General features: G+C 65.7%; 19 protein-coding genes. 14 read left to right on the top strand and 5 right to left on the bottom strand.

The genetic code is table 11. The annotated features are described in order from the left end of the window. Positions 1 to 2: 2 nt before the first annotated feature. Both AC5W54_RS12580 and AC5W54_RS12575 read right to left on the bottom strand, forming a co-directional pair. The gene (locus AC5W54_RS12580) at positions 3 to 1,649 is read right to left on the bottom strand and encodes a GMC family oxidoreductase (RefSeq protein WP_495962440.1); all 1,647 of its coding nucleotides are present in this window, start codon (positions 1,647 to 1,649) and stop codon (positions 3 to 5) included. Further along, positions 1,646 to 3,106: an aldehyde dehydrogenase family protein gene (locus AC5W54_RS12575; RefSeq protein WP_495962439.1), complete on the bottom strand. Its 1,461-nt coding sequence runs from the start codon at positions 3,104 to 3,106 to the stop codon at positions 1,646 to 1,648. Before AC5W54_RS12575 ends, AC5W54_RS12580 begins: the two co-directional genes overlap by 4 nt. 183 nt (positions 3,107 to 3,289) lie before the next feature. Here AC5W54_RS12575 and AC5W54_RS12570 point away from each other — a divergent pair, with 183 nt between their 5' ends. From AC5W54_RS12570 to AC5W54_RS12545, 6 genes are all read left to right on the top strand, one after another. After that, a complete protein-coding gene (locus AC5W54_RS12570; protein ID WP_495962438.1) occupies positions 3,290 to 4,204 on the top strand; it encodes a LysR family transcriptional regulator in 915 nt (304 codons plus the stop codon). A 71-nt stretch (positions 4,205 to 4,275) separates the two neighbouring features. Further along, positions 4,276 to 5,805 carry a M81 family metallopeptidase gene (locus AC5W54_RS12565; protein WP_495962437.1) on the top strand — a complete coding sequence of 510 codons (1,530 nt, stop codon included), beginning with the start codon at positions 4,276 to 4,278 and terminating at the stop codon, positions 5,803 to 5,805. A 265-nt stretch (positions 5,806 to 6,070) separates the two neighbouring features. Next, positions 6,071 to 7,096: a DctP family TRAP transporter solute-binding subunit gene (locus AC5W54_RS12560; RefSeq protein WP_495962436.1), complete on the top strand. Its 1,026-nt coding sequence runs from the start codon at positions 6,071 to 6,073 to the stop codon at positions 7,094 to 7,096. 187 nt (positions 7,097 to 7,283) lie between these two features. Further along, entirely contained in the window at positions 7,284 to 7,763 is a 480-nt protein-coding gene (locus AC5W54_RS12555; protein ID WP_495962435.1) for a TRAP transporter small permease, read from the top strand. Then, a complete protein-coding gene (locus AC5W54_RS12550) occupies positions 7,760 to 9,031 on the top strand; it encodes a TRAP transporter large permease (RefSeq protein ID WP_495962434.1) in 1,272 nt (423 codons plus the stop codon). The genes AC5W54_RS12555 and AC5W54_RS12550 overlap by 4 nt, the downstream gene beginning before the upstream one ends. A gap of 24 nt (positions 9,032 to 9,055) precedes the next feature. Next, positions 9,056 to 10,027 carry an ornithine cyclodeaminase family protein gene (locus AC5W54_RS12545; protein ID WP_495962433.1) on the top strand — a complete coding sequence of 324 codons (972 nt, stop codon included), beginning with the start codon at positions 9,056 to 9,058 and terminating at the stop codon, positions 10,025 to 10,027. 57 nt (positions 10,028 to 10,084) lie between these two features. On the opposite strand, the gene AC5W54_RS12540 is transcribed toward AC5W54_RS12545, so the two are convergent. Then, positions 10,085 to 11,236 (bottom strand): alanine racemase, encoded by a 1,152-nt coding sequence (locus AC5W54_RS12540; RefSeq protein ID WP_495962432.1) that lies wholly within the window; start codon positions 11,234 to 11,236, stop codon positions 10,085 to 10,087. Between the two features lie 501 nt (positions 11,237 to 11,737). On the opposite strand from AC5W54_RS12540, the gene AC5W54_RS12535 reads away from it, so the two are divergent. From AC5W54_RS12535 to AC5W54_RS12520, 4 genes are all read left to right on the top strand, one after another. Beyond that, a complete protein-coding gene (locus tag AC5W54_RS12535) occupies positions 11,738 to 12,994 on the top strand; it encodes a hypothetical protein (protein ID WP_495962431.1) in 1,257 nt (418 codons plus the stop codon). A 237-nt stretch (positions 12,995 to 13,231) separates the two neighbouring features. Continuing rightward, the gene (locus AC5W54_RS12530) at positions 13,232 to 13,600 is read left to right on the top strand and encodes an SPW repeat protein (protein WP_495962430.1); all 369 of its coding nucleotides are present in this window, start codon (positions 13,232 to 13,234) and stop codon (positions 13,598 to 13,600) included. Positions 13,601 to 13,929: 329 nt separating this feature from the next. Next, positions 13,930 to 15,912 carry a putative bifunctional diguanylate cyclase/phosphodiesterase gene (locus AC5W54_RS12525; protein WP_495962429.1) on the top strand — a complete coding sequence of 661 codons (1,983 nt, stop codon included), beginning with the start codon at positions 13,930 to 13,932 and terminating at the stop codon, positions 15,910 to 15,912. An 84-nt stretch (positions 15,913 to 15,996) separates the two neighbouring features. Continuing rightward, the gene (locus AC5W54_RS12520) at positions 15,997 to 16,740 is read left to right on the top strand and encodes a creatininase family protein (protein WP_495962428.1); all 744 of its coding nucleotides are present in this window, start codon (positions 15,997 to 15,999) and stop codon (positions 16,738 to 16,740) included. A gap of 72 nt (positions 16,741 to 16,812) precedes the next feature. On the opposite strand, the gene AC5W54_RS12515 is transcribed toward AC5W54_RS12520, so the two are convergent. After that, entirely contained in the window at positions 16,813 to 17,703 is an 891-nt protein-coding gene (locus tag AC5W54_RS12515) for a bile acid:sodium symporter family protein (protein ID WP_495962427.1), read from the bottom strand. Between the two features lie 96 nt (positions 17,704 to 17,799). Here AC5W54_RS12515 and menA point away from each other — a divergent pair, with 96 nt between their 5' ends. Continuing rightward, entirely contained in the window at positions 17,800 to 18,672 is an 873-nt protein-coding gene (gene menA, locus AC5W54_RS12510; protein WP_495962426.1) for a 1,4-dihydroxy-2-naphthoate octaprenyltransferase, read from the top strand. 46 nt (positions 18,673 to 18,718) lie between these two features. Next, positions 18,719 to 19,558, top strand: coding sequence for an alpha/beta hydrolase (locus AC5W54_RS12505; protein ID WP_495962425.1), 840 nt, complete (start codon positions 18,719 to 18,721; stop codon positions 19,556 to 19,558). A gap of 73 nt (positions 19,559 to 19,631) precedes the next feature. On the opposite strand, the gene AC5W54_RS12500 is transcribed toward AC5W54_RS12505, so the two are convergent. Further along, positions 19,632 to 20,354 carry a YebC/PmpR family DNA-binding transcriptional regulator gene (locus tag AC5W54_RS12500; protein ID WP_495962424.1) on the bottom strand — a complete coding sequence of 241 codons (723 nt, stop codon included), beginning with the start codon at positions 20,352 to 20,354 and terminating at the stop codon, positions 19,632 to 19,634. A gap of 173 nt (positions 20,355 to 20,527) precedes the next feature. Here AC5W54_RS12500 and AC5W54_RS12495 point away from each other — a divergent pair, with 173 nt between their 5' ends. Together AC5W54_RS12495 and AC5W54_RS12490 are read left to right on the top strand one after the other, a co-directional pair. Beyond that, positions 20,528 to 21,715 (top strand): M24 family metallopeptidase, encoded by a 1,188-nt coding sequence (locus tag AC5W54_RS12495; RefSeq protein WP_495962423.1) that lies wholly within the window; start codon positions 20,528 to 20,530, stop codon positions 21,713 to 21,715. A 15-nt stretch (positions 21,716 to 21,730) separates the two neighbouring features. Continuing rightward, positions 21,731 to 22,333: a rhomboid family intramembrane serine protease gene (locus AC5W54_RS12490; protein ID WP_495962422.1), complete on the top strand. Its 603-nt coding sequence runs from the start codon at positions 21,731 to 21,733 to the stop codon at positions 22,331 to 22,333. The last annotated feature ends 9 nt before the right edge of the window (positions 22,334 to 22,342 follow it).

Here is a 22,342-nt window from a genome sequence, read left to right as displayed (position 1 = left end):
CATCACGATGGATCCTGTGGAGCCCCTGCCGGCTCGGGCGGCAAGGGCCGCCTGCCCAGGATCAGGTCCGCTGCCTTCTCCCCGATCATCAAGGTCGCCGCATTGGTATTCGCCGCCGGCATCGTCGGCATGATGGAGGCGTCGGCGACCCGCAACCCCTGCATGCCGTGGACTCTCAAGTGGTCGTCGACCACGCTGTCTGCCCGTTCGGCTGGCCCCATGCGGCAGGTGCCGATGGGGTGGTAGGTGGTGTTGCCGGTCCGACGAGCGTGGTCGAGCAGCTCGGCATCGCTCTGCACATGGTCGCCGGGCCAGATTTCCCGCTCGACATGATGGGCAAACGGCAGGCTGGCGGCGAGACGTCGGCCGAGGCGCATGGCCGCGAGGATGGCCTGGCGATCCTCTTCCTCTGCCAGGTAGTTCGGCTGCAACTCCGGCGCCGCCAAGGGGTCGGCGGACAGGGCGCGGACATGCCCCCGGCTGGCCGGGCGTTGCTGCCAGCATGCGATGGTCGCACCGGGAAACCGGTCCAGTCCGCTCCAGATGCCCGCCGGATAGCTGGCGGGCGTGAAGGAGACCTGGATATCGCCAACCTCCAGTGTCTCGTCGGATTTCCCGAAGCAGTAGACCAGCGTCGGCGTCAGGGCCAGGGCCCCGCGTCGCGTGAAGGCGTAGCGGGCGACTTCCTTCACCAGCCCGAGCCCACGCACGCGCTCGTTGATGGTTTCGATACCGCGAATGCGCATCACCAACCGTGCGGCATAGTGGTCGCGCAGGTTCTCGCCGACACCGGGGAGAGCGTGCACCAGGGGAACGCCGATCTGCTGCAGCAGGCCTGGGGCCCCGATGCCCGACAGTTGCAGCAGGTGTGGCGACGCGATGGCGCCGCCACAGAGGATCACCTCCCGGTTCGCGAGCACCACTTCATCACGGCCGCCCCGCCGGTAGCGCACACCGATGGCACGCTTGCCCGCGAAGACGATCTGCAGCACCCGGGCTCGCGTCCGGACCTTCGTGTTGCCGCGTTTCATCGCCGGATAGAGGAAGGCCCGTGCGGGACTGACCCGGCGCCCCCGATGGATGCTGCGCTGAACGTAAGCGACCCCCTCTTGTGACGCACCGTTATAGTCGGGGTTGCGGGAAATGCCGAGTGACTCCGCGCCATCCATGAAGGCATCGCAGAGGGGGTCGGCCTGATCGATGTCGGTGATGGTGAAGGGGCCGGCTCGTCCCCGATAGCGGTCATCGCCGTTGCCGATACGCCGTTCGCAGCGCTTGAAGTACGGCAGCACCTCCGCATAACTCCAGCCGCGATTGCCCAGGGCCGCCCAGGTGTCGAAGTCCGTGCGGTGCCCCCGGGTATAGACATGCCCATTGATCGCTCCCGATCCGCCCAGCGTCTTCCCGCGCGACTGGACGAGGCTGCGTCCGGCCGTTCCCCAACTGGGCGCCGTCCGGTACATCCAGTTGAGGCGAGGATTGTCGAGGAGATGCACCACGGCGGCCGGGACGTGGATGTAGGGGCTGCGGTCCGGTGGGCCGGCCTCGAGCACGCAGACCGTGCCCTGGCCCGCTTCCGACAGCCGGCCGGCGACCACCGAGCCGGCGCTGCCAGCACCGATGACGAGGTAGTCGAAACGATCCGTCATGGCGACAGGCGGATGCCGACATTCTTGGTCTGCACGTAGCCGAGCAGGGCTTCCTGGCCCTTCTCCCGACCATACCCGGAGCGCTTGGTGCCGCCGAAGGGGGTCTCCACGCCACCGGTCCACCATTCATTGACATACACCTGCCCGGCGATCAGGCGGTCGGCCGTCCAGTGGGCCAGCCTCAGGTCGTTGGTGTAGACCCCGGCCGCCAGGCCGTAGTCGGTGCCGTTGGCAATGGCGATGGCCTCCTCCGGGGAGTCGAAGGGGAGGACCACGAGCACCGGGCCGAAGAACTCCTCCTGGGCGATCCGCATCTCGGGACGGACCCCGGTGAAGATGGTGGGCGCCATGAAGTGTCCCGGCATGCCGGCCAGGCGCGATCCGCCAGTGAGCAGTGTCGCGCCTTCCTCGACCCCGATACGGCAGAGCGACTCGACCCGATCGAGTTGCCGTGCGGAAATCAGGGGCCCCATGTCGCAGCCGTCGATGCCCGGGCCGATGGAAAGGGTCTCGGCCGCTTCCTTGAGCCGTGCCACCAGGTCGTCATGGATCGAACGATGCACGATCAGGCGAGAGCCGGCCGAGCAGATCTGTCCGGCATGGTGGAAGATCCCCCGCGCGGCGCTTCTTGCCACCTGCTCCAGGTCTGCGTCCGGATAGACGATCCCGCCCGACTTGCCGCCCAGTTCCATGATGCACGGGATGATCCGTTCCGAGGCGGCCCGCAGCACGCTCCTGCCTGTCTCGACGGAACCGGTGAAGACGATGTGGTCGATATCGCCATGCGCGACCAGGCTGGCGCCGGTATCATGCCCGTAGCCGCAGAGGATATTGACGGCTCCCCTGGGGACGCCGGCCCGTTCGCACGCCTCGGCAAACAGGAAGAGGCTCAGCGGGGAATCCTCCGGTGACTTGAGGACCACCGAATTCCCGGTGAGCAGGGCGCAGGTGACGGAGCGAGCCCCCACGGGGAGTGGCCCGTTCCATGGCACGACCTGGGCCGAGACCCCGAACGGCATATGGGTGGTGTAGTCGAGCACTCCCTCGCCCAGCGGGATCTGGCGTCCCTCCAGCTTGTCGGCCATGCCGGCGTAGTAGTCCAGGTAGCGCTGGGTCAGGGCGACATCGCCGTAACCCCTCGCCAGTGTCTTGCCGTTGTCGAAGCACTCGACGGTGGCGATCTCGTCAGCCAGTTCACCGAGCCGGCGGGAGACCTCCCGCATCATCTCGCCGCGCTGGTGCGGGCGCATTTCCGCCAGGGCCCGGCTGTAGAAACAGCGTCGCGCGGCCGCCACGGCCCGATCCACATCGGCGGGCATGGCGCGGGCGACCTCGGCAAGGGGGGCGCCGGTCGCGGGATCGGTAACGACGATACGCTCGCCACCGGTGCCATCGACCCACTCGCCATCGATGAAATTCTTCCAGTACGGCCTGATGCTGGTCACTGTGTCCCCCATGGCGCCGGGCTTCCCGGCACGGTTCTCGATCCTGGTCACTCCCGCCATCATTACGAGTCTGGCAACGCCTGGCGAATGCCGGTTCAGGATCAATCTATGCCTGATTTGCATGCTCGTACGGGGAAGGTCATTATTTCTTTATAAATGGTCCGGGGCGGCCGGGTCGTTGCTGGAACCGTGGCGATGGAAATCAAGTGGCTGATGGACTTCCTGTCCCTGGCGGATACGGGAAACTTCTCGCGTTCGGCTGAGGCGCGTGCCACGACCCAGCCCGCCTTCAGCCGTCGCATCAAGGCGCTGGAAGAGTGGGTGGGGGCGTCGCTGTTCGACCGCAGCAAGCAGCCCATCACGCTGACGCCGGCGGGTGAACGTTTCCACCCGGTTGCCGAGGGCGTGCTGCGTCGCCTGTTCCAGGCGCGCGACGAGATTCGCCAGCTGGGGCAGACGACCGAGAACACCATCACGTTCTCGTCCACCCACAGCCTGTCATTGACCTTCTTCCCCGACTGGATCCGCCATATCGAGGAGCAGGTCGGGGTGCTGCTCATCCGGCTGGACTCCAATCAGGTAGGCAACTGCGTTCAGGCGCTGTTGCGGGGCGACTGCCAATTCATGATGTGCCACACCCACCCCTCGGTGGATATCCCGCTGCCCGAGGAGCGTTACCAGTCGGTCAAGGTCGGCGAGGACCGGCTGCTGCCGGTCTCGGCACCGGACGAACACGGCCAACCGTCGCAGTTGCTGCCAGGGTCGGAGACCCATCCGCTCTCGTATCTGGCCTATGCGGAGACCTCCGCCATCGGGCGCGCGGTGGATTTCATGCTGGCGCACCATCCCGCCCGCCCCGTCATGAAACGCGTCTTCGAGACCCACCTCGCGGCCGTGTTGAAAACCATGGCACGCGACGGGCGTGGCCTCGCCTGGCTACCCGAGAACCAGATCCTCTCGGAGCTGGAAAGCGGCAGCCTGCTGGTATCGGGAGACCCCTCCTGGTGCATTCCCGTCGACATCCGGGTGTTTCGCTCCCGGGACCCCCTCCCTCACGCCGCGGAAGGGTTCTGGGCGACGCTCGGCGATACCGCTGCGGCATCGGGCTAGGCCGAGCTTGCATTGGGCCCCGGGGAGTGCGCCATGTAAGGTCTAATCTCCATGAGACGGGGGGCGAGCAGATGACGGGGACTTCTTCGCGGCGTGTCGCCATCCTGGGGCTGATGCTCGAAAGCAACCGTTTCGCGCCGGTGACCACCGAGGAAGACTATCTCAACCGGGTCTATCTGGCGGGCAATGAAATCCTGGAAGACCTGAACCTTCCCGATCCCAAGCTGCCCACCGAGATCCGCGGCTTCATCAGTGCCATGAATGCACACTGCGACTGGACGGCTGTTCCCATCCTGGTCGGCCTGGTCGAGGCCGGTGGGCCGCTTGAGCATGCCTTCTACCAGGCCACCCGCGACGAGATGAAGCGCCGCCTGGAAGCCGCCATGCCACTGGATGCCGTCTATATCGCCAACCACGGAGCCATGATCACCACCGAAGAGGACGATCCCGACGGCGAGATCTTCGCGATGGTGCGCTCCATCGTCGGGCCCGAGGTGCCCATCGTGGCGACGCTGGATCTTCACGGCAATGTCTCCGAGCGCATGGTCGAGTCGGCCGATGCCATTGTCGCGTATCGCACCAATCCGCATGTCGACATGCGAGCCCGCGGTATGGAGACCGCCGGCATCCTGCTGGAGATGTTCACCGGCATGCGGCCGGAGATGGCGTTCATCCGTCTGCCGTTGATTCCGCCAACCGTCACCTTGCTGACCGAGGCCGGCCCCTATGCCGACCTCATCGCGTACGGCCAGAGCCTGGTCACGGACGAGATCGCCAATGTCTCCATTCTCGGCGGGTTTGCCTTCGGCGATACCCCCAAGAACGGCATGGCCATCCTTGTGACCGCGAGACACGGTGGCGGTGTCGCGAGGGCGGTGGCGCGCCTGATCGCGCAGAAGGCCTGGGACGATCATGAGCGCTATGTGCCGCATCTCGCCTCGCTGGAAGACGCCATTGCCCGTGTCGTGGAGGCCGGGCAACACACCGACCTGCCTGCCCTTATCCTGGCCGATGTCGCGGACAACCCCGGTGGTGGCGGCAGGGGCAACACGATGTGGATTCTTGAAGCCCTGCATGATGCCAGCGCCACGGGCGTCATGGTCGGGGTGATCCACGATCCCGCACTGGCTCGTGAAGCCCATGAGCGCGGCGAAGGAGCCACGTTCCAGGCCATCTTCAACCGTGACGAGCCCGACGAATTCTCACGCCGATTCGAGGCGATGGCCAGAGTGGCCTGCCTCAAGGATGGGGATTGCGTCGGGAGGCGCGGCTTCTACGCGGGGCGGCACATGAACCTGGGGCCGTCGGCGCTCCTGGAGCTCGGTGGTATCCAGGTGGTCGTGATATCGATCCGCACGCAATGCGCCGACCCGGTCTTTCTGGAGATGATGGGACTGGACATTGCCCGGGCGCGGGCGGTGGTGGTGAAGTCACGAGGCCACTTCCGAGCCGGCTTCGATGAATTCTTCTCCGCCGACCAGGTGATCGAGGTCGACACGCCGGGGCTGACGTCGCCGATCCTCTCACGCTTCGACTTCAGGCACCTGCCCCGCCCCGCCTTTCCCGTTGACTCCCGGGTCGATTGGACGCTGCCCGACTGAATCCGTCGCGGAAATGTCCAGCGTTTTCTTTATCAGAAATGCTGATTGTTTTGACCATGATCAGGGAAAGTGCTGTCTACCTGCAGGGAGCCTTTTCCGTTGCACTATCCTGAGAGAAGGAGTCTATGCCTGAAAGAAGGAGTCTATACGCCACCGGCATCGGACTATCATGTCTTTGCATTCGCCAAGAGTCCATATTGCCAATAGTCTGTATGTGTGTCTGAGAAGGAAACTTCTCTTCCTACAATAAGTATAGGGGAATCGCATGAACAAGTGTCTCAAGTGGACCATGGCAGTCGCTGTCACCGCAGCGGTGCTGGGGGCTGCAAGTCCTGTGATGGCAAAGACCATCAAGTTTGGCATGAATGCTCCGCAAGGTGACAATCCCGAGTGGAATGCGCTGGTCGCCTTCAAGGATCATGTCGAGTACAAGACCGAGGGTGACATCACGGTTCAGCTGTTCCCGAGCGCACAGCTCGGTGCCGAGCGGGCTTGCGCGGAACAGGTGCAGCAGGGGGCGGTCGAGGTCTGCCTGGTGGATACCGGGGCACTGGCAGGATTCTACAATGATATCCAGGTGCTTTCGGTTCCCTACCTGTTCAAGTCTTCCGCTCATGCCTGGGCCGTCTTCGATAGCCCATTCTTCAAGAATCTGGCCGAGAACATGCGACAGGATACGGGTATCCGTATCATGTCATGGGGAGAGAACGGCTTCCGCGACTTCACCAACAATGTACGCCCGATTCGCACGCCTGAGGACCTCAGGGGGCTGAAGATGCGTGTCATGGAAAGCCCTGTTTTCATTCGCTTCGTCGAGTCATTCGGGGCGGCAGCCACGCCGATGCCAGGCTCGGAAATCATCATGGCAGCCAAGCAGGGCGTCATCGATGGCCAGGAAAATCCCGCCCAGGTGAACTACGACTACAACTTGATGGACGTACAGAAATACATGTCCACCGACGAGCACATTCTCGGGATTCACGCCTATATCATCAACGATGACTTCTTCAGCGCCCTGAGTGACGATGAGAAGGCGATAGTGCTGGAAGCGGCGACACTGGCCGCACGCATAGAGAATACCCAGAAGCTTGCCGGGGCCAAGAGATATATCGACCTGATCAGGGAAAAGGGGGTCGAAATCCACATGACCACGATGGCCGAGAAAGCCGCTTTCGCTGAAGTCTCCCAAGAGCCGGTGCTGGAATACCTGAGGGAGCAGGTCGGCGAGGGCCTGGTGCAGGAGCTTCTGGACACTGCTGCCTCCTATGAGCCTGCCCTTTATGGATCATGAGACGACGGTGGGCCCGTGACCCTATAGGTTGAAAGAGTGGGAAGAAGACAGCCTCTTTCCGCTCTTTCACGTTGCAGCAGGTGTTAAGACGATAATGATTGATAAGCCTGTTTTGCCCGCCGTCCCGAGTGCTTGCCGAGATCCGCTGGAGAAATCCACTTTGAAGCACCGGCTATTCAAGTTTGCCATGGGGGTTACCCAAGCCACGGAGGCGATATCGGCCGTTCTGCTGGTTGGCATCATCCTGATGAATGTGGCTCAGGTGTTCTTCCGCTATGTGCTGGTGGACCCGCTCTCGTGGAGCGAGGAGACCATGCGTTACACCACCACCTGGATGGTCATGCTGGCCGGCAGTGCCGCCCTGTTCCGCGGGGAGCACATGGTGATCAGCCTGTTCACCAGCGTGCGCTCGCCCTTCTTCCGCCGACTGATTCATCTTTCCGTGCTGACCTGCATCGCCGGCTTTTGCCTGCTGTTGATGTGGGAGGGCTTCCCGGCCGCCATCAACAACATGCGGCAGATGTCGCCCGCGACGCGGATCCCGATGACCCTGCCCTACATGGCGATTCCCGTAGGGGCCTCGCTGATGCTGCTCAAGGTCCTGTGCCTGATGGTCCTGCCCGAGGATGTCCTGCGCCGGGAAGAAGCCGAGGAGAACCAGCCATGATCGCGATGTCCCTCGCCTTTGTTGTCATGTTGATCATCGGTGTTCCGATCGTGTTTGCCCTGGGCATCGCGGGCGCCGTCGGCCTGTGGGCCCTGGACCTGAACCTGATCACGGTGCCTACGCGGCTGTTCACCGGCATGGACAACTTTGTCCTGCTGGCCGCCCCGTTCTATATCTTCGCCGGGGAGATCATGAACCGGGGGGGCATCACGACCCGACTGATCCGGTTGGCGGGGCTGGTCACGCGTGGTGTCCCTGGTGGAACGGCCTATACCAACGTTTCATCGTCGGTGCTGTTTGCCGGCATTTCCGGCGCCGCCGTCGCCGATACGGCCGCACTCGGGCAGATATTCATCAAGGGCATGCCCGAGGAGGGGTATGACAAGAACTATGCGGCGGCGGTGACGATCGCCTCGTCCATCATCGGCCCCATCGTGCCCCCGTCCGTGATCATGATCATCTATGCCGCCGTGACCCGCCAGTCGGTGATCGACCTGTTCGTTGCCGGGATCGTCCCCGGCCTGATGCTGGCCGGGGTCATGTGGCTGGTGATCTGGTGGCAGGCACGCGGCGGGCGACTTCCCCGGTCCAGCTTCAAGGTGGAAAGGCACGAGGTTGCCACCCTGGTGCGGGACGGGCTGCTGGTGATGGGGCTACCGATCCTGATCGTCGGGGGCACGCTGTGGGGCATCTTCACCGCCACCGAGGCGGGTGGGGTGGCCGTCGTCTATGCATTGATCATCTCCTGGTTCGTCTTCAAGACCATGGACCTCGCCAGTCTCTGGGATGCGCTGAAGCGCAGCGCCCGGGTCACGGCCACCATCTACCTGATCATCGCGGCCGCGACGGTGGTGTCGTATGTCCTGACCATCGGCGGGATCGGCGGCTGGGTCCAGGGGTTTGCGCTGCAGTTTGCCGACAATCCCACCCTGTTCCTCATGGTCCTCGTCGCCGTCCTGCTGCTGATCGGGACCTTCCTCGAGCCGGGAGCTGCGATCGTGTTGATCGTGCCCATGCTGATGCCGGTGACGGCCTCGATGGACATCGATCCGATGCAGTTTGCCATGATCGTGATCCTGCCGCTCACCCTGGGCTTGATCACGCCCCCCGTGGGGGTCTGCCTGTTTGTCGCCTGCCGAATCGCCGAGAGCCCGGTTTTTCCCATCTTCCGGGCGGTGCTCCCGTTCCTGGTGGCGGAGATCGGGGTCGTCATCATGCTGGTGTTCATCCCCGCTCTCTCTTCCTTCCTGCCGACGCTGTTGCGCTGAGGCACACCCACAAGGGGATCTCGAATGCTGGTGATTTCAGAAGCACATGCCCGCGAGCTGGTGAGCATCGAAGATGCCATCCTCGAGGTGGAGCGTACCTTTGCCGCCATGGCGAGGGGGGAGGCACGAAACTATCCCGTCGTGCGTGAAGAGATCGGATACCGGGATGCGGTCTACGGCGTAAAAGCCGGTGGCGACGTGGAAGCCCCCCTTCTCGGGCTCAAGGCCGGCGGATACTGGCCGCACAATGCCGGGAAGGGCCTGGGCAACCACCAGTCCTCGACGCTACTGTTCGACCCGGAAACGGGGAGGGCGACGGCGCTCGTCAGTGCCAACTACCTGACCGGCATCAGGACCGGGGCAGCGAGCGCCATCGCCACCCGTTACCTCTCGCGCCAGGAGGCGAGTGTCGTCGGGCTCATCGGTACCGGGGTTCAGGCCGAGTATCAGCTCAAGGCCTCGATGGCGGTGCGGGATCTGGTGCGGGTCCATGCCTGGAGCCCTTCCGCGGAGAGCCTGGAGACCTTCGGGAGGCTGGTGGTCGGTCTAGGGCTGGAATGCGTTGCAGAACCGGACCCTGAGGCCGTTGCCCGTCACTCGGACATCCTGATCACGGCGACGCCCTCGCGCCGGGCGCTGGTGGAAAGGGGGTGGGTGAAGCCCGGGACCCATATCAATGCCATGGGGTGCGATACCCGGGGCAAGCAGGAGCTGGATCCGGAACTGGTCGCTGCCAGCGCCCTGTTCGTGGACGAGGCCGAGCAAGCCGTCTCCATCGGCGAGTTCCAGCATGCCTATGCCCGCGGCTGGATTACCACGGAGAGCCTTCGCGGCAGCATCGGCCAGGTCATCGAAGGGCAGTGCGACGGCCGACGTGATGCCGATGAGGTCACGATCTTCGACGGCACCGGTGTGGCGCTGCAGGACCTGGTGGTGGCAGCACTCGCCGTACGCCTGGCGAAGGAGCATGGCCACGGCGTGGCGGTGGATTACTGACGCACCGACGGCCCCTCCTGGTTCAGGAGGGGCCCAGGCTCCCTCCTGAAACAGCCTTCACCAGCCGTTGATTCGCGGCCAGGTGGCGATCACCTCGCATCCGTCGCCCTGGTCGCTGTCGACCAGGTGATACTGGTCGTACATGGCGGCCGTCATGCAGACATGGTTGGGGTAGATGCGCAGCCGTGTTCCCACGGGAAGCGCCTCACATGACATCCCACCAAACAACGGAATCTGTCCGTGCTCCTGATAAACCCTTGCGACCTTCATCGGCGCCTTGAATGGTCGTCCGTCTGCCTCTGTTACCAGTCCAAAGCCGACGTCATTGGGCATGTTCTCGGTACTGCGGTCCTTCGACAGTGCCAGTGCTCCTGCATTGACCAGCAGTCGGTTCATGGCGGCATTGTGGCTGCTGACTTCCGCGATCACCGAAATGGCGAGATCATCAACACTGCAGGAGTTGATCTGTGCCTGGAACATGTCGCCGAACATGTAGACCCCCGGGCGTACTTCCGTCACGCCATCCAGCGAGCGAGCATAGAGCACCGTCGGGGTGGATCCGATACTGACCGTGGTGCAGGGGATGCCATGGTCACGGATTCGTTCGGCTGCCATGACCGCGGTAGCGCGCTCCGCCTCGGCGACCTCCTCGATCTCGGCAATCGAGCGACACTGGTAGGAATGGCCGGCATGGGTCATGACGCCGGCAAAGCGTACATGAGAGGCCTCATGGGCAAGGCGGACGATCTCGATGAGCTCTTCGCTGTTGGGAAAGACCCCCGAACGCCCTTCGCCACAATCGAGTTCGACCTGGACCAGGAATGTCTCGTCGAGCTCTCGACTCCTCGAGCAGATCGCTCGGGTGACCTCGACGCTGTCGGTGATCAGGGTGATGCGTGAACCAAGTTGCTGAATGCTGGCGACCCGTTCCAGCTGGTCCGGGATAATGCAGACTGCATACTGGATATCCTTGATACCTTGACTGGCGAAATACTCGGCTTCCTTCAGAGTTGATACGGCGATGCCACCCGATTGGCCTTCAATGGCCAGCCGGGCCACATCGATGGATTTAGCCGTCTTCAGGTGCGGGCGAAGCTGCACACCTTTTCTCCTGGCCGTATCGGCCATTCGCCTGAGGTTTCGCACGAGTTTCGCACGATCGAGAATCAGGCTGGGCGTAGGAAGATCAAAGATAGTAGTAGGAGGCATAAGGGATGGCAGACCTCTCTGGTCACATTCATGAAAGCACCGAAAATTATCATTGATAAGCTACGCAAGCCGTGGGCGGTAAGCCAATGCCGGTTTCTCCTAGGACGATGCCCAGAGCGAAAGGTATGCAAGGATGGCCGGGTTCGCCGCTGCAGGCATCTATCGGCCCAGGTCGACCGCGAAGGGCCAGCGTGGGGATGAGGCTCTTGCGCGACGTCGATAGCGGATGTCCCTGTCTGTCTCGGTCTCAGGGCGCCAGGGCAGCCCCGGTCATCAAGAGGACGAATGGCGACTGGTTTTGCCTTGATCGACCTTCGCGTGTCGACCTTCCAGACGACGGCTACCGCAGGTGCTCGGAAATCAGGGGATGATTTTCGTCATGCCGGCGCAAAGGCCTAATATAATATCGGGGTCGCGTGACGCCGGAGCCGTCGCATCGGGTTGGCATCACGGGCACTCATCCAACCTCAACGATGCTTGCCATCGAACAAGGACGCTTCCATGGCCTCTGCCACTTCCCCTCTGATCCTGACCGCCCTGGGCGGTCTCGCCATCGGCGCACTCGCCGGTTGGCAACTGAATGCCCCGTCACCGGGCGATGATGCCCCCTCCGCCGCCGCCGAGGCGTCGCTGCAGCTGGGGGAGCGTCAGCGCGGCGAGATCACCTCGCAGAGCGAGCTCAACGGCAAGGATGGCAGCCGCTTCGCGCGCTACGTGCTGCCGCTCGAGGCAGACACCCTGGTCGAGATCGCGCTGGGCGGGGCCCTGCAGGGCGTCCTGGCGCTCTACGACGATCAGGAACAACTGCTCAAGACGGCCCCCACGCTGCGCCACCGCATCGCCGACAGCGGCGACTACACCCTGGTGGTCAGCGGCAACGACGCCCACAGCTACGGGCCCTTCGAGGTCACCAGCCGGCGTCTCGAGCTCGACGACGTCAGCGCCCTGGCGGTGCCGTCGCGCCACGACGGCTGGCTGCAGGATGCTCCTGACACCTACACCCTGACCATCGAGGAGACCGGCCTCTATCAGATCGAGATGCGTTCCAGTGACCTCGATGCCTATCTGGAGCTGGAGGGGCCGAACGGCTACCGGCGCGAAGACGACGACGGTGCCGGCGACCTGGATGCGCGCCTCGCCGACTTCCTCGAGCCCGGGGAGTACCGGTTGACGGCGCGCTCCAGCTATGGCGAAGGCAGCGGTCTGTACACCCTCGCGGTGGAGCCCCGCGAGCTGCCCAATGCCGATACCCTGCGCAATGGCGGCGAGCTGAGTCACGATGAGTCGTTGCATGGCTGGTTCAGTGGCCAGGGACTGGAGTACGAGCTGGTCCTGGAGAGCGCCGCCACCGTCACCCTCGACATGCGGTCGTCGGAATTCGATGCCTTCCTGGAACTGCACGGCGACGGCGTATCGGTCAGCGATGATGATGGCGGTGGTGGTACCGACGCCCGTCTCCACCAGCACCTGGCCCCGGGCCGCTATACCGTCACCGCCCGCAGCTACAGCCAGGGCGGCAGCGGCCTGTTCGAGCTCAAGGCCAGCATGCGTGACGCCGACGAGCTGTCTAACGGTGGCGAGCTGGATGCCTATCTCGAGCTGGAGGGGAATGGCACCGTCCTCAGCGACGACGATGGTGGCGAGGGCTTCGCTGCGAGCATCCAGGCGCATCTCGAGGTCGGTGACTACCGGGCGATCGCCCGCACCTACGGCAACGGCGGAGGCGGCAACTACCGGCTGAGCGTCATCGCCGAGTGAGCCTTGACACACCGGCTCCGGCAGCGAGCCGGTGTGTCGCCTTCGGCTCGTGAATCTCCTTGGGCTTGCCCATCCGGCTGCCGCCGGGCTCGATGTCGTCATGGCCCAAGCGGGCAGGTGAGGGGGCATCTACCACGGGGGATTGAAAATCGTGCGGTCGTCCCCATGACAATTGCGCAGTCCCCCGGACTGCCGCGTGATGATGTCAACCGCGTGATCGGTTGGGAGGTAGGCAAGATGAGACCCTTGCAGATCAAGGAGCATTGGCGTGATTGGCTGATGTTGTTGTTCGGTGCCTGGTTGGTGGCGTCTCCCTTCGCCTTCGGGCATGCCACGGCCGACGCCGGGATGGTGATGTGGGTTCCGGTGCTGATCGGCGTTGCGGTGATCGTGTTTGCCGTCGCCGTGCTCAGAAAGACCCAAGTGTGGGAAGAGTGGATCCTGCTCGCCCTGGGGGCCGCGCGGATCGCCGCACCCTTCCTGCTCGGGTATGCCAGCGTCACGCTGGCGATGTGGAACAGCGTCATCGTGGGGCTGCTGGTGGGCGGCGATGCCGCCTGGTCGCTGTTCGCGCTGACCCATCACGAGGACAAGAAGGCCACCTGAGTCCATCACGCCCATGACGTCATGCAACAACCGGAGAAGGGGGCGAGTGCCCCCTTCTCTTCGCGGTGCCCCCCGGGCGAGCGCCCGCCGGAAGGGGGCAGCCGTGGACATGCCGGTGGGGTGGGCGGTTATCCCGGCCGACCGAGAGCCATGAATCATCAAGTTAAATTGCATTCTCGATTCAGCTTTTGACGCCGGCGAGGCGGTCGTGCTATTGACGAAGGTCGCAACGAACCCGCATTGGCATCGGTCGAGGTCGCATGGTGAGCACCCATACAGGGCGGCTGGATTGATCGCGCGGGTTTTGCCACCGTGGATAAGAGTGCCTCATGCAAGTCGCGACCCAGTGCCAGCCTCACGATCATGTCGTCCAGTTCTACGCGGACGAGACCTTCCTTGCCGACGTCGTGGCCGACTACCTGCGGGCCGGGGCCGACGCCGGTGAACGCCTGCTGGTGCTGTTGACGCCCCCCCACCTGGCGGCCGTGCTGCAGCGGCTGGAAGCCGGTGGCCTGGATACCGTCGCGGCCATGGCAAGCGGGCAACTCGTGGCACATGACGCCGACCTCATGCTCGAGACCATCATGCGCGACGGCATGCCGGTCGAGGCGCTGTTCGAGCGCCACCTGCTTGCCGGCATCGAGGCCGCCGGCGCCGCGCCTACCCGCGCCTTCGGGGAGTTGGTCGACCTGCTGTGTGCCCGGGGCAACGCGGCGGCGGCGGTGCAACTGGAGGCGCTCTGGCATGCGGCCTGCCATCGCCTGCCGCTGACCCTGCTGTGCGGCTATGCCCTGCAGCATTTCGATCGGTCCGAGGATCAGGCGGCCTTCGACGCCATCTGCGATCATCACTCCCAAGTCTTGCCGGCCGAGCACTACAGCCGGCTGGAGTCGCGGCAGCGGCTGCGCGAGGTCTCCCGCCTGCAGCAGCAGGTCCTGGCGCTCCACCACGAACGCGCCTCCCGACGGCAGGCCGAGCAGAACCTGGCCGCGGTGCAGCAGCTGTGCGGCGAGATGCTGCTGGAGTTGGCCGACCATGCCCTTCACGATGGGGTGACCGGCCTGACGAACCGCAGGCATGCCCAGCAATGGTTGGCGGAGCTCATCGCCGATCCTCCCCGCCAGGGGGGGAGGGTGGCCGTGCTGCATATCGACATCGACCAGCTCAAGGCGATCAACGAGTCACTGGGCCTGGAGATGGGCGATTACTACCTGCACGAGACCGCCCAGCGCATCAAGCGCTGCCTGGGCGGCAGCGGGGTCGTCAGTCGCCTCGGCAGCGATGAGATGATGGCGGTGCTGCCGGGCCTCGAGCCGCCGGACGCGGTGTTGAAGGTCGTCGAGCGCCTGCTCGACTGGACCTGCAAGCCCGTCGAGTTGGGTGGCCACAAGGTGGTCGCGAGTTGCTGTATCGGCATCAGTCTGTTTCCCGAGCATGGGCGTACGGTGAACGAACTGATGCGTCATGCTAATCGCGCCCGGCGCCATGCCCAGCGTCTCGGTCGTCGCCGCTACCATGTGTTCACCGCCGAGTTGCGCGACGACGACTTCGATCGCCTCGCCCTGCGCAGTGAACTCCGCGAGGCCCTGCCGCTCGGCGAGCTGGAGCTCTACTACCTGCCTACGCTGTGTGCACGCAGCGGCCAGGTCGTGGCGATCTCGGCACAGCCGCGCTGGCAGTCGAGCCGGTTCGGCACGCTGGAATCCGCGCGCTGGATGTCGGTCGCCGAGGAGGCAGGCCAGGCGGCCATCATCGGCCAGTGGGTGCTGGCGAGGGCGTGTCGCCATGCCAAGGCCTGGATCGAGGCGGGCATCGACCTGCGGGTGGCGGTACAGGTCTCGACCGCCGAGCTGCTGGATGGCGAGATCATCGACCGGGTCGGGGAGCTCCTGGGCCACAGCGGCTTGCCAAGCGAGATGCTCGAGCTCGAGCTGAGCGAGAGCGGCCTGATGCGTGCCCCCCAGCGTGCCGCCGCCATGCTCGAGCGGCTCAAGGCACTCGGTGTGCGGCTGGCCGTCGACGAGTTCGGCAGCGGACACTCGATTCTCGGGCACCTCAACCGTTTCCCGATCGATACCATCAAGATCCACAAGCCGTTCATCGCCGGTTGCCTCGACACCCCCCACCATCAGGCGATCATCCGGTCGATGATCGGCATGGCTCACCAGCTGGGGAAGCAGGTCATCGCCGGTGGCGTGGCGACCCGGGAGCAGGCCGACTACCTGCGCCAGCAGGGGTGTGATCTCCTGCGGGGGCCCCTCTGGTCACGCATGGAGTACCGTGACTCTCCGGACGAGAAGGCTCCAGAATAGTGCCATCGTGCCGGCATCCGGCACGTCGTCCGTCTATCTGGCATCATCGGTGGATCGCTTGACGGACAATCGAGGAGCCGCCCCATGAGACTGCAACACGCCACCTGGCCGGAGGTGGAAGCCTATCTCCAACGCGCGACGGGCATCATCGTGCCCATCGGCTCGACCGAACAGCACGGGCCAAACGGCCTGGTGGGCACCGACGCGATCTGTCCCGAGGCGATCGCTTGGGCGCTGGGCGAGCGGCATGATGTGCTGGTGGGGCCGACCCAGAGCATCGGCATGGCGCAGCACCACCTGGCCTTCCCGGGGAGCATCACCCTGCGGCCGAGCACCCTGATCGCGGTGCTGCGCGATACTGTCGTCTCGCTGGCGCGCCACGGCTTCACCCATGTGTTCTTCCTCAACGGCCATGGCGGCAACATCGCCACCGTGAACGCGGCCTTCGCCGAGGTCTATTCGGAGCGCAGCCTGCAGGGGCGGAGTGGCGTGCTCGAGCTGGCCCTGTTCAACTGGTTCGCCGGGCGGCGGGGACGCGAACTGGCCGAGTCGCTGTACGGCGATGCCGAGGGCGGTCATGCCACGCCCTCGGAGGTGTCGCTCTCCTGGTTCGCCAGGCCGGAGGCGGTGAAGCAGGTACCGATGTCGCCGCAGATCGCCCCGAAGGGCAGCGCCCAGTGCGATGCCGATGAGTTCCGCCGCCGCTTCCCGGATGGCCGCATGGGCTCGGATCCGTCGCTGGCCAGCATCGAGCACGGCGCCCGCTTCCTGGAGGCCGGTGTGGAGGACGCCTGGGAGGCCTATCGGGCCTTTATCGGCCAGCCTTGAACGCTGCCGCCTCCCGGCGCCTCGGCGCCTCAGCGACTGGCCCCGGCGCTTTCGGCGACGGCCGGGACGAGCCTAGAGTCGCTCCGCAGCGGCCACCGGCTGCCGGTCACGCCACAGGCAAGCGAACATCCACAGGAACACCGGCACGTTCATCAGCAGCCCATAGAGCAGCGGCACCAGGCCGATGGCCGGCTGCTGCAGGATCACGAAGGCCACCATCATCGCCACGCCGGCGTTCTGGACGCCGACCTCCACGGTGATGGTACGCACGCTGGCGTGGGGCAGGCGCAGGCGTCGTGCGAGCTGCCGGCCCAGCGCCATGCCCAGTATGCACAGCAGCAGCACCGCCAGGGTCTCGAGGCTGAGCAGGGCCGGCAGCCGCTCGGCATGGCTGACGAACAGTGCGGCCACCACCGCGATCATCGCCACCCCGGTGAAGACCTTCACCTTGGGCAGCAGCCACGCGAGCCAACGGACGGGCAGTGACCGGCGCAGCAGCATGCCGGCCAGCACCGGCAGCAGGGTCACCAGCAGCAGCTGGCCCACGGTGTGCCAGTAGGGGAGCGAGAAGCCCCGGGCGGTCAGCCCGAGGAGTTCCAGGTTCCAGTCCATGATCATCGGCAGGGTGAAGGGGGCCAGCACCGCGGCGATGGCGGTCAGGCTGACCGAGAGGGCCAGGTCGCCCTGGACCAGGTAGCTGAACATGTTCGAGGTCGCGCCGCCCGGCACCAGGGCCACCAGCAGCAGCCCGGCGGCCGCCAGCGGCGGCAGGGGCAACAGCAGCACCAGCCCCCAGGCCAGCAGCGGCAGCGCCAGCATCTGCAGGCTGGTGCCGAGCAGTACGCGGCGGGGATGGTGCCAGGTGCGGGCGAAGTCGGCCCCGGTCAGGTTGAGGCCCATGGCCATCATGACGCCGGCCAGCACCCAGGGGAGTACGACCTGTGACAACCACTCTGCGGACATTCTGCCTCCTTGCGCGGCCTCCTGCTGCCAACACAGTATGACCCATGTCTCGGGGTGCCGGCGAACGGCATCCATGACGTCAGGGATGATCATGCGATGAGCAAGACGACAATCTGGTGGCAGACGTTACGCCCCCGCACCCTGCCGGCGGCATTGGGTCCCGTGCTGCTGGGGCAGGCGCTGGTGGTGCCCGGTCACTTCTCCTGGCTGACGGCGATCCTTTGCCTGCTGTGTGCCGTGGCGCTGCAGCTGGCGGTGAACCTGGCCAATGATCTCTTCGATGGTCTCGCCGGCGTGGATCGGCCGGACCGCCTGGGGCCGACCCGGGCGCTCCAGGCCGGCTTGCTGGGGGCCGGCGAGTTGCGTGCCGGGCTGGCATTGACGCTCGGCATCGCGGTGGCGACGGGGCTGTGGCTGGCGCTCTTCGGCCATTGGCTGCTGTGGGTGCTGGGCGGGCTGTCGCTGCTCGGTGTGCTCGGCTACAGCGGCGGCCCTCGACCCTACGCCAACCGGGGGCTCGGGGAGGCCGCGGTCTGGCTGTTCTTCGGGCCGGTGGCGGTGCTGGGCAGCCTGCTCGCCCAGCAGAGCCCGATTCCCGCCCAGGCCTACCTCGCCGCGGTACTGATGGGCCTGCCGGTGGCGGCCATCCTGGTCGTCAACAACCTGCGCGACCGCCATACCGATGCCCGGGCCGGCAAGGTCACCCTGGCGGTCCGGCTGGGCGAGCGGAGATCCCGCCTGCTGTTCGCTACCCTGACACTGGGGCCGCTGCTGCCCAGCCTGCCCCTGCACCTGCCGGCGTGGACCTGGGCGGCCTGGGGCGCCACCGTCGTGGCGGCGCTGGGCTTGAACCGGCGACTATGGCGCTGCGACGGCGCCGCGCTCAATCCGCTGCTGGGGCAGGCGGCACTCTTCTCGCTGGTCGTGGCCGGCTGGCTGGGCCTGCGCTTCGTCCTGGCCGTCGCCTGAGTGTGACTGGGCCGGGGCCGCAGGGCCCCTGGATCACGGAGGTCTCATGGTGCTGCGTTTTCTCGTCGGGCTGATGCTGGTCTATGCCCTGGTGGTGTCGCTGGCCTGGGGCTTCCAGAGCCGCCTGCTCTACCTGCCGCACATGGGGCGCGAGCATGTCGGCACCCCGGCAGACCGCGGGCTGGCCTGGGACCCGGTGACACTCGAGACCGAGGATGGGCTGAGTCTCGACGCCTGGTGGATACCGGTGGACGAGCCCCGTGCCAGCCTGCTGTTCTTCCACGGCAATGCCGGCAATATCTCCCACCGGCTGGCGTCGATCGCGCAGTTCCATCGGCTGGGACTCTCGGTGCTGATCCTCGACTACCGTGGCTACGGGCGCAGTGAGGGGAGCCCCTCGGAGGCAGGCACGGCACTGGATGCCCGTGCCGGCTGGCGCTGGCTGGTGGAAGAGATCGAGGTCCCGCCCGGGAAGATCGTGCTGTTCGGCCGCTCGCTGGGGGCCGCGGTGGCGGCGGAGCTGGCCAGTGCCCTGGCCGGCGAGAGTCCGCCGGGAGCGGTGATCCTGGAATCGCCATTCCGCTCGGTGCCCAAGCTCGGGCAGCGCCTCTACCCTTTCCTGCCGGTGCGCTGGCTGGTGCGCTTCGATTATGACACCGAGACCTATGTGACCCGCCTCGAGGCGCCGCTGTTGGTGATCCACAGCCGCGAGGACGAGATCATCCCCTTCGTCGAGGGCCAGCTGGTATATGCGGCGGCCGGCGAGCCCAAGCGGCTGCTGGAGATCCGCGGCGGCCACAACACCGGTTTCGTCGACAGCGAGCCGGATTACTCGGCGGGGATCGATGCCTTCCTGAGCGAGGAGGCGGGCCTGGCGCGGCCGTGACGCGGCCCGGCGCGAGAGAGGCGTTTACCGCCGCCGCCCTCCGGGGGCGGCGGCAGGGGGGCGTGGTGAGAGGCTACTCGGCCAGTTCGGCGTTGTGGAAGACGTTCTGCACGTCGTCGAGGTCGTTGAGGGTGTCGAGCAGCTTCTCGAACAGGGCCACGTCGTCGCCCTCGACCGGGGTCATGGTCTGGGGCACGAACTGGATCTCGTCGACCTCGAAGTCGAGCTCGCCGAAGGCGTCGAGCAGCGCCTGCTTGGCCTTGGCGTATTCGGTATGGGGAGCGAAGACGGTGATGCGGCCGTCCTCGTTCTCGATGTCGGTCACGTCGACATCGGCCTCCATCAGCGCCTCGAGGACGGCTTCCTCGTCGCTGCCGGCAAAGGCGAGGATGGCGCAGTGGTCGAACATGTGGCTGACGCTGCCCGGCGTGCCGAGCTTGCTCTTGGCCTTGTTGAAGCAGGCGCGCACGTCGCCGAAGGTGCGGTTGGGGTTGTCGGTCAGGCAGTCGACGATGACCATGCAGTTGCCGGGCCCGAAGCCCTCGTAGCGGGCCGGGGAGAAGTCCTCGCCACCGACACCGCTGGCCTTGTCCAGCGCCTTGTCGATCACGTGGCTGGGCACCTGGTCCTTCTTGGCGCGCTCGATCAGGCCGCGCAGGCTCAGGTTGCCGGCGGGATCGGTGCCCCCCTGCTTGGCGACCACATAGATCTCGCGGCCGTACTTGCTGTACACCTTGGTCTTGGCGGCGGCCGTCTTGGCCATGGATTCCTTGCGGTTCTGGAAGGCCCTACCCATATCGTTGTCCTGTTGCGTCTAACACGAGGCTGGATTCTACGAAACCGCACCGGACCCGAACAGGGATATTTTGTGCCGCGTCCGGGCAGCCTGCTGCGGGTCATGGCTACACTGGCGATAGCTTCCGGGGGCGTTCCCCGGGACAGACCGTGTTCCCGCTGCCGGAGTGTGTCATGGATCATCACGCCTATCGCCACGCCCTCGCCGAACGGCTCGCGGCCAGCGAGCTACCCTTTGCGCCAGCGGAGTTCGCGGCACGCCTGGCCCGGACACGTGCCGCGATGCAGGGGACGGGTATCGAGGCGCTGCTGCTGACCGATCCCGCCGATATCTTCTACCTGACCGGCTACCACACCTTCGAGGTCTCGGTGCATACCTGCCTGGTCGTCTCCGCCGACCACCTGGTGCTCCAGGTCCCCTCCATCGAGACCGGCCCGGCGGTGGTGACGGCAACGGTCGATGAGATCCTCGGTTACCGCTGGGAGGGCGTCGAGGAGGTGATCGAACCGCTGGCCGAGACCCTGGCGCCGTATCATAGCGTCGGGGTGGATGCCTTCGGCGCCGGCCTGCGCTTTGGGGTGATCCGCGAACTGCAGGCGCGCCTCGGCGTCGAGCGCTTCCGCGACGACGGCGGCGCGCTGCTCGATCGCCTGCGCATCGTGAAGAGCCCGGCGGAGCTCGACTGCCTGCGCGAGAGCGCGCGGATCACGTCCCTGGGCCTGCGCTCGGCCATGGCGGTGATCGCCCCCGGGGTCACCGACGACGAGGTGGCGGCCGAGGGGGCCCGGGCGATGCTGGCCGCGGGCGGGGAGTTCATGAGCCTGCAACCCATCGTCACCGCCGGCCGGCGCATCAGCGTCATCCACGTCAACCACAAGCGCAACGTGATCGGCGAGGACGAGCCGGTGTTCCTCGAGTTCGGCTCCGCCTTCCAGCGCTATACCGCGCCGATGATGCGGACCGCCGTGGCCGGCCGGGCGAGCGACGAGATGCAGGCGCTCCGTGACGTCTGTCGGGCGCTGTTCGAGGCGCTGATTGCCGAGATGCGCCCGGGCAATACCTTTGACGCCGCCGCCCGGGCCGCCGAGGCGGTGCTCGCGCCCCACTCGGACCGGGTCTTCTTCTCCGGGGTATTCGGCTATGCGGTGGGGGCCCAGTTCCCGCCGAGCTGGGTCGAGGGCACCGGCTATATCGCCAGGGGCCAGGGACGCGAGTTCATGGCCGACATGGTCTTCCACCTGCCGCTCTGCCTGCGCCTGCCGGGCGAGTGGGGCATCGGCCTGAGCGATACCGTGCGGGTCACCCCCAAGGGGGGCGTGCCGCTCACCGACAACGACTGGCGGCTGCATGAGTGGCGCTAGTCTCCATCGATGAGCATGACCCTGATACTGATCGCCGTCACCACCGCGGTGAGCCTGCTGGCCTGGCGCTCGCCGCGCCTGTTCGATGCCCTGATCTACTGGCCGCCCGGGGTCGCGAAGGGGCAGTGGTGGCGGCTGCTCGGCCACGGCCTCATCCACTCCAACGGCACGCACCTGCTCTTCAACATGATCACCCTCTACTTCTTCGGGACGGTGATGGAGCTGGTGCTGACGCCGCGTGTCGGGTCGCTGGGGTTCGTGCTGTTCTATCTCTCCGGCCTGCTGGTGGCGATCCTGCCGACCCACCTGCGTCAGCGGCGCAACCCCCGCTTCCGCAGCCTGGGGGCGTCGGGGGCGGTCTCCGCCCTGCTGTTCGCCTATATCCTGCTGCGGCCCTGGTCGCTGCTGTTCGTGTTCTTCGTGCCGGTGCCGGCGATCGTCTTCGCCGGAATCTATGTGGCCTACTCCGTCCATGCCCAGCGTCGCGGCGGCGACAACATCAACCACAGCGCTCACCTGTGGGGCGGGGCCTGGGGCGTGGTCGTCATGTTCTGGCTGGAGCCGACGCTCGCACGGCATTTCTTCCATGAGTTGCTGGCACCGCTGGGAGGGAGCTGATGGGGTCTC

The sequence above is a fragment of the Halomonas sp. LMYGS-3 genome (genome assembly GCF_059509875.1).
This window is presented reverse-complemented; position numbering and strand designations above follow the sequence as displayed.

What these genes read in the sequence shown, in the direction of transcription:
- AC5W54_RS12580 (WP_495962440.1), bottom strand. Translation starts at nt 1,649, where the DNA reads ATGACGGATCGTTTCGACTACCTCGTCATCGGTGCTGGCAGCGCCGGC.
- AC5W54_RS12575 (WP_495962439.1), bottom strand. Translation starts at nt 3,106, where the DNA reads ATGGGGGACACAGTGACCAGCATCAGGCCGTACTGGAAGAATTTCATC.
- AC5W54_RS12570 (WP_495962438.1), top strand. Translation starts at nt 3,290, where the DNA reads ATGGAAATCAAGTGGCTGATGGACTTCCTGTCCCTGGCGGATACGGGA.
- AC5W54_RS12565 (WP_495962437.1), top strand. Translation starts at nt 4,276, where the DNA reads ATGACGGGGACTTCTTCGCGGCGTGTCGCCATCCTGGGGCTGATGCTC.
- AC5W54_RS12560 (WP_495962436.1), top strand. Translation starts at nt 6,071, where the DNA reads ATGAACAAGTGTCTCAAGTGGACCATGGCAGTCGCTGTCACCGCAGCG.
- AC5W54_RS12555 (WP_495962435.1), top strand. Translation starts at nt 7,284, where the DNA reads ATGGGGGTTACCCAAGCCACGGAGGCGATATCGGCCGTTCTGCTGGTT.
- AC5W54_RS12550 (WP_495962434.1), top strand. Translation starts at nt 7,760, where the DNA reads ATGATCGCGATGTCCCTCGCCTTTGTTGTCATGTTGATCATCGGTGTT.
- AC5W54_RS12545 (WP_495962433.1), top strand. Translation starts at nt 9,056, where the DNA reads ATGCTGGTGATTTCAGAAGCACATGCCCGCGAGCTGGTGAGCATCGAA.
- AC5W54_RS12540 (WP_495962432.1), bottom strand. Translation starts at nt 11,236, where the DNA reads ATGCCTCCTACTACTATCTTTGATCTTCCTACGCCCAGCCTGATTCTC.
- AC5W54_RS12535 (WP_495962431.1), top strand. Translation starts at nt 11,738, where the DNA reads ATGGCCTCTGCCACTTCCCCTCTGATCCTGACCGCCCTGGGCGGTCTC.
- AC5W54_RS12530 (WP_495962430.1), top strand. Translation starts at nt 13,232, where the DNA reads ATGAGACCCTTGCAGATCAAGGAGCATTGGCGTGATTGGCTGATGTTG.
- AC5W54_RS12525 (WP_495962429.1), top strand. Translation starts at nt 13,930, where the DNA reads ATGCAAGTCGCGACCCAGTGCCAGCCTCACGATCATGTCGTCCAGTTC.
- AC5W54_RS12520 (WP_495962428.1), top strand. Translation starts at nt 15,997, where the DNA reads ATGAGACTGCAACACGCCACCTGGCCGGAGGTGGAAGCCTATCTCCAA.
- AC5W54_RS12515 (WP_495962427.1), bottom strand. Translation starts at nt 17,703, where the DNA reads ATGTCCGCAGAGTGGTTGTCACAGGTCGTACTCCCCTGGGTGCTGGCC.
- menA (WP_495962426.1), top strand. Translation starts at nt 17,800, where the DNA reads ATGAGCAAGACGACAATCTGGTGGCAGACGTTACGCCCCCGCACCCTG.
- AC5W54_RS12505 (WP_495962425.1), top strand. Translation starts at nt 18,719, where the DNA reads ATGGTGCTGCGTTTTCTCGTCGGGCTGATGCTGGTCTATGCCCTGGTG.
- AC5W54_RS12500 (WP_495962424.1), bottom strand. Translation starts at nt 20,354, where the DNA reads ATGGGTAGGGCCTTCCAGAACCGCAAGGAATCCATGGCCAAGACGGCC.
- AC5W54_RS12495 (WP_495962423.1), top strand. Translation starts at nt 20,528, where the DNA reads ATGGATCATCACGCCTATCGCCACGCCCTCGCCGAACGGCTCGCGGCC.
- AC5W54_RS12490 (WP_495962422.1), top strand. Translation starts at nt 21,731, where the DNA reads ATGACCCTGATACTGATCGCCGTCACCACCGCGGTGAGCCTGCTGGCC.